Origin of the sequence: Chamaesiphon polymorphus CCALA 037, from assembly GCF_003003845.1 — a bacterium.
Lineage (GTDB): Bacteria > Cyanobacteriota > Cyanobacteriia > Cyanobacteriales > Chamaesiphonaceae > Chamaesiphon > Chamaesiphon polymorphus.
On the sequence record NZ_PVWO01000492.1, the window covers coordinates 1 to 4225 of the forward strand.

At 46.8% G+C, this 4225-nt stretch carries 4 protein-coding genes; all 4 read left to right on the plus strand.

Annotation, left to right across the window (positions count from 1 at the left end; genetic code table 11):
- Positions 1-57 precede the first annotated feature (57 nt).
- On the plus strand, positions 58-675 hold the full coding sequence (locus C7B77_RS25055) for a hypothetical protein (protein ID WP_146138511.1): 618 nt from the start codon (positions 58-60) through the stop codon (positions 673-675).
- Positions 676-964: 289 nt separating this feature from the next.
- Entirely contained in the window at positions 965-2071 is a 1107-nt protein-coding gene (locus C7B77_RS25060; protein ID WP_106311352.1) for a GNAT family N-acetyltransferase, read from the plus strand.
- Positions 2072-2142: 71 nt separating this feature from the next.
- Positions 2143-2910: a class I SAM-dependent methyltransferase gene (locus C7B77_RS25065; protein ID WP_106311355.1), complete on the plus strand. Its 768-nt coding sequence runs from the start codon at positions 2143-2145 to the stop codon at positions 2908-2910.
- Between the two features lie 405 nt (positions 2911-3315).
- On the plus strand, positions 3316-4225 hold a 910-nt coding region (locus tag C7B77_RS25070; RefSeq protein WP_106311359.1), incomplete at its 3' end, for a DegT/DnrJ/EryC1/StrS family aminotransferase.

Sequence of the window (4225 nt, forward strand, 5' to 3'; positions counted from 1 at the left end):
CCACAGTAACAACAACCACGATCGCAAATCGACACCAAACCCAACCGAATCGAACAAATGAACATCAAAAACATATCCCTAGCAACGATCTCCACCCTCACACTGATGCTGCTGGCTAGCAACGCAGCGCACGCCCAAAGATTCGTAGATATTATCGGCAACCCCCCTTACGGCTCCGATCCCATCAACGGCGTCGTCGGTAGCGGTGCCACCCCAGGTAGAACCACCAAAATTACCTTTGCCGAGGGCGTCCAAAGCCGTATCAATGCTGTTAGTGCCAACCTCACCGCTGCCAGCGTTAGCGGCACCCAAACAGTAGGTGCCAACTCGATCGAAGTCGATCCTAGTGCCGCTGCAACTGCCCTAGCTGTCATTAACGCACCGCTCAACTCCAACCCCCCAGAACGCGATGCGCTTGTCGTCGCCCTCGGTGGTGGCATCCCCGCTCAACAACTCGCCCAATCGATGGTGGGGCTTAGAAGCGGCGATGGATCGATCGATCCGGTCATTCTCACTGGTGCGGTCAGTGCCTACAACAACTACATCACATCGCTCGCTCGCGCTGCTGCAACTCAAAGCTCGACCGTTGGCATTGATGGTTATCTGCGATCGCTACCCCCCGGCCAAAAAGCCGCACAAGCCATCTTAGGCAGGCTGCTAGCCGCCGCTCGTTAAATTCCTAATTAATATCGTCCCGCACAAATGGCCTGCAAAGATTTTTGCAGGCCATTTTTATGTTGATGATGGTTTTAAACAAAACTAGGGCAATCTAAGTATGTACGCGCATCATATATTACAGAAATTACCAATCAGAGTAACCCTCAAAGCTAGTCAGAACGGGATGAATAGCTTTGAAGTTACCTCACGCGCGCATAATGTCGCAATTTTGGCTAGATGTAGCATTTTTAACACGAAAATATTAGGAAATTAAAGTACGATCGTGAGGATACTTTCACTAAGCTCGATGAATACTCAAGTTCTTTCGCCAACAGATTCAGATTGGCAGGAATGCTTGAATGATATCCCTCATGACTTTTATCATCTGCCTGGATACTTAGAATTAGAAGCCCAGCGGCATGACGGTCATCCAGAAGCAATACTTGTCAAAGATGGAGAGCAAGTATTTTTTTTACCTTATATCCTGCGCGATTGCGTTGGCATAGCCTCTCTGCAAGAGAATCGGACGATGGATATCGATCGGCTGTGTGGCGAACCAATTTATGATGTTATTTCTCCCTATGGTTATCCAGGGATGTTGGTAAACCAAGCCGGACAAAATCCGACCTTTATCGATCGATGCTTGAATACTATTTACGAGCGGTGGTACGAAAAAAATATCTGCTCGGCATTTCTAAGATTGCATCCAATTATTAATAGTTATATCGACCCGAAGACTTCCAATCCAGAACGATTTCTAATTTGCGAACGTGGCGATGTAGTCATTTGCGACCTTGCTAACGATCCGGAAGCAATTTGGAAACAGATGAGAGCGAATCATCGGACTAAAATTAATAAACTTAGGCGATCTGGATTTGTTGCGAGAATGGAAACAGTAGATAAATATTTAGATGTATTTATCGATATTTACATCGAAACAATGAGTAGAGTAAATGCCAACGCTGCTTATTTCTTCTCGCGCGACTATTTTGAAAAATTTTGTGAGGTACTAGGCGATCGATTGCAGATCTGCGTAGTCGAAATAGATGGCAGAACTGCTGCTGCTAGTCTAGTTACAGAATCCAGCGGTATCGTTCAGTATCACTTGGGCGGTACCAAAACCGAATTTTTACCCCAATCGCCCACAACTATCATGTTTCACCAGACGATCGAATGGGGACAACAGCGAGGTAATCAGTACCTAAATCTAGGCGGTGGGTTGGGTAGCAGTCGCGATTCATTATTTCATTTTAAATCTGGCTTCTCCGATCGCGTTGGTACTTTTATGACTATGCAAAGCATAGTCAACAAAGATCTCTACGCTCGTTTAACGCAGTTGAGAGCTGAGTCTTTAAATAAGACAATTGCCGAATTTGAGAGCACATCTTTCTTCCCTGTCTATCGATCGTGTTAAGATCTGTATAAATTGACACGTCATTACTGGTAGAACAATCTTAATATTTTAGGATATTAGAATGTAAAAAAATGTCATCTTCAAGTACGACTAAAGATCTATATAGTGGTGTAGAATTCTCAACTTGGCTTGAATTACAAAACTTAGACGTCCAAGAACAATATCTAATCCAAAAATACTTTCAGCCAGAACTGAAGACAGTTGAAGCAGGTACCAATGGTGGCCGAATCTTATTTAAAATGCAAGAGCTGGGCTTTACAGATCTATCTGGCTTTGACTGTATTCCCGCACTAATCGATCGAGCCATCGAGCGCGATCCCCATCGAACTATCGATTTTCAAGTGGGAGATGCGATCGAATTAGCTTATCCAAATAATAGCTTCGACCAAATTATTTACTTACAACAGATTATTTGCCTAATCGAAACCAGCGCAGCTCGTCTCAAAGCACTCCAAGAATCATATCGCATCCTCAAACCGGGCGGTACGGGCTTATTTTCGTTTCTCAATTTTGAGTCGCGGAGTTCGCAGATTATCTACTCCAGCTATTTGACGTATCTAAAACTAATTAGAAAATTGCGTGGCGACGATCGATCGATTCAAGATCTGCCGTGGCTGAAATTAGGCGGTAAATTTAACCCTAACGCCATCTTCGATCGATCTCCCTATACCTATTGGTATCGAGTCACCGAAATTTGCGACCTCTTACGCTCCGTTGGTTTTGAGATCGTCGCACTCGGCACCGAAACTCAGATTGAGGCCGATCGATTGGTGACTGACGATCGAGAATTGACCGCGAGAGATCTAGTAGGAATGCTCTATGTCGCAGTCAAAAAATAATCGATCCGATCGGAATATCGATCGCTAATTACGACGTTATACGGATTGGATCTAAATGAATCTGGGTATAATTGAAACTAAGTTCTCAGTGGAAAGTAGATAGATCTCAGCCATTATGCAGTCCTCGATCGTACCCACATGCAGGGTAATTAAAGTATGGCAAAAACTCTGGATCTCAAATCCGAAAGATGGGAACTTAAAGACATTCAGATCTTCAATTTATTGATAATCGAGATCTTCATCTGACTGCCACCATTCGATCGGAGCATCCGATCGTTGGCGTAGCCTGCCGTAAGCACAGCCTCGCCGCTGGCGAAACGGAGCATCTCGACTAGACTATCTACTATTTGCGATCTAGCCCGATCGATATCGCCCTCAATTTTCGTTTATTTATAATTTCTGGTAATGACAAAACCTATTTTGCTTTCAACTCCACACATGGGCGATCGCGAACATCAATTCGTGACTGAAGCTTTTGAAACAAATTGGATTGCCCCCATCGGCCCTCATGTTGACGCCTTCGAGCGCGAGTTTTGCCAAACAGTAGGTTCTAGTCATGCAACTGCTGTCAGTTCGGGGACGGCGGCTCTGCATTTAGCCCTCAAACTCGTCGGCGTGGGTGCTGGCGATGAAGTATTTTGTTCGAGCCTGACATTTTCCGCCAGTGCCAATCCGATCGTTTATTTGGGTGCCAAACCCGTCTTCATCGATAGCGACCGGATTTCCTGGAACATGGATCCCCTCATCCTCAAAGCCGCACTAGAGCAACGCGCCAGCATTGGCAAATTACCCAAAGCCGTCATTATCGTCCATCTCTACGGTCAAAGTGCCGATCTCGATCCGATTATCGAAATCTGCAAACAATACGGCGTAGCGACCATCGAAGACGCCGCAGAAGCCCTCGGAGCAACTTACAAAGGTCGTTCTCCCGGCACCTTTGGCGACGTCGGCATCTTCTCCTTCAACGGCAATAAAATCATCACCACCTCCGGCGGTGGCATGTTAGTCTCCGAAGACGCCAGCATCACCTCCAAAGCCAAATTCCTCGCCACCCAAGCCCGCGATCCCGCACCGCACTACCAGCACTCCGAAATCGGCTATAACTACCGGATGAGCAACGTCCTCGCCGGAATCGGACGCGGACAACTGATGGTATTGAGCGATCGCGTCGCCGCCCGCCGCCGCAACTGCGAAATCTACCAACAAGCTCTCGCACACCTCCCCGGCATCGAATTCATGCCCGAAGCCCCTTGGGGCAGTGCCACCCGCTGGCTGACATGCCTGACGATCGATCCTACCGCCTTCGGTGTCGATC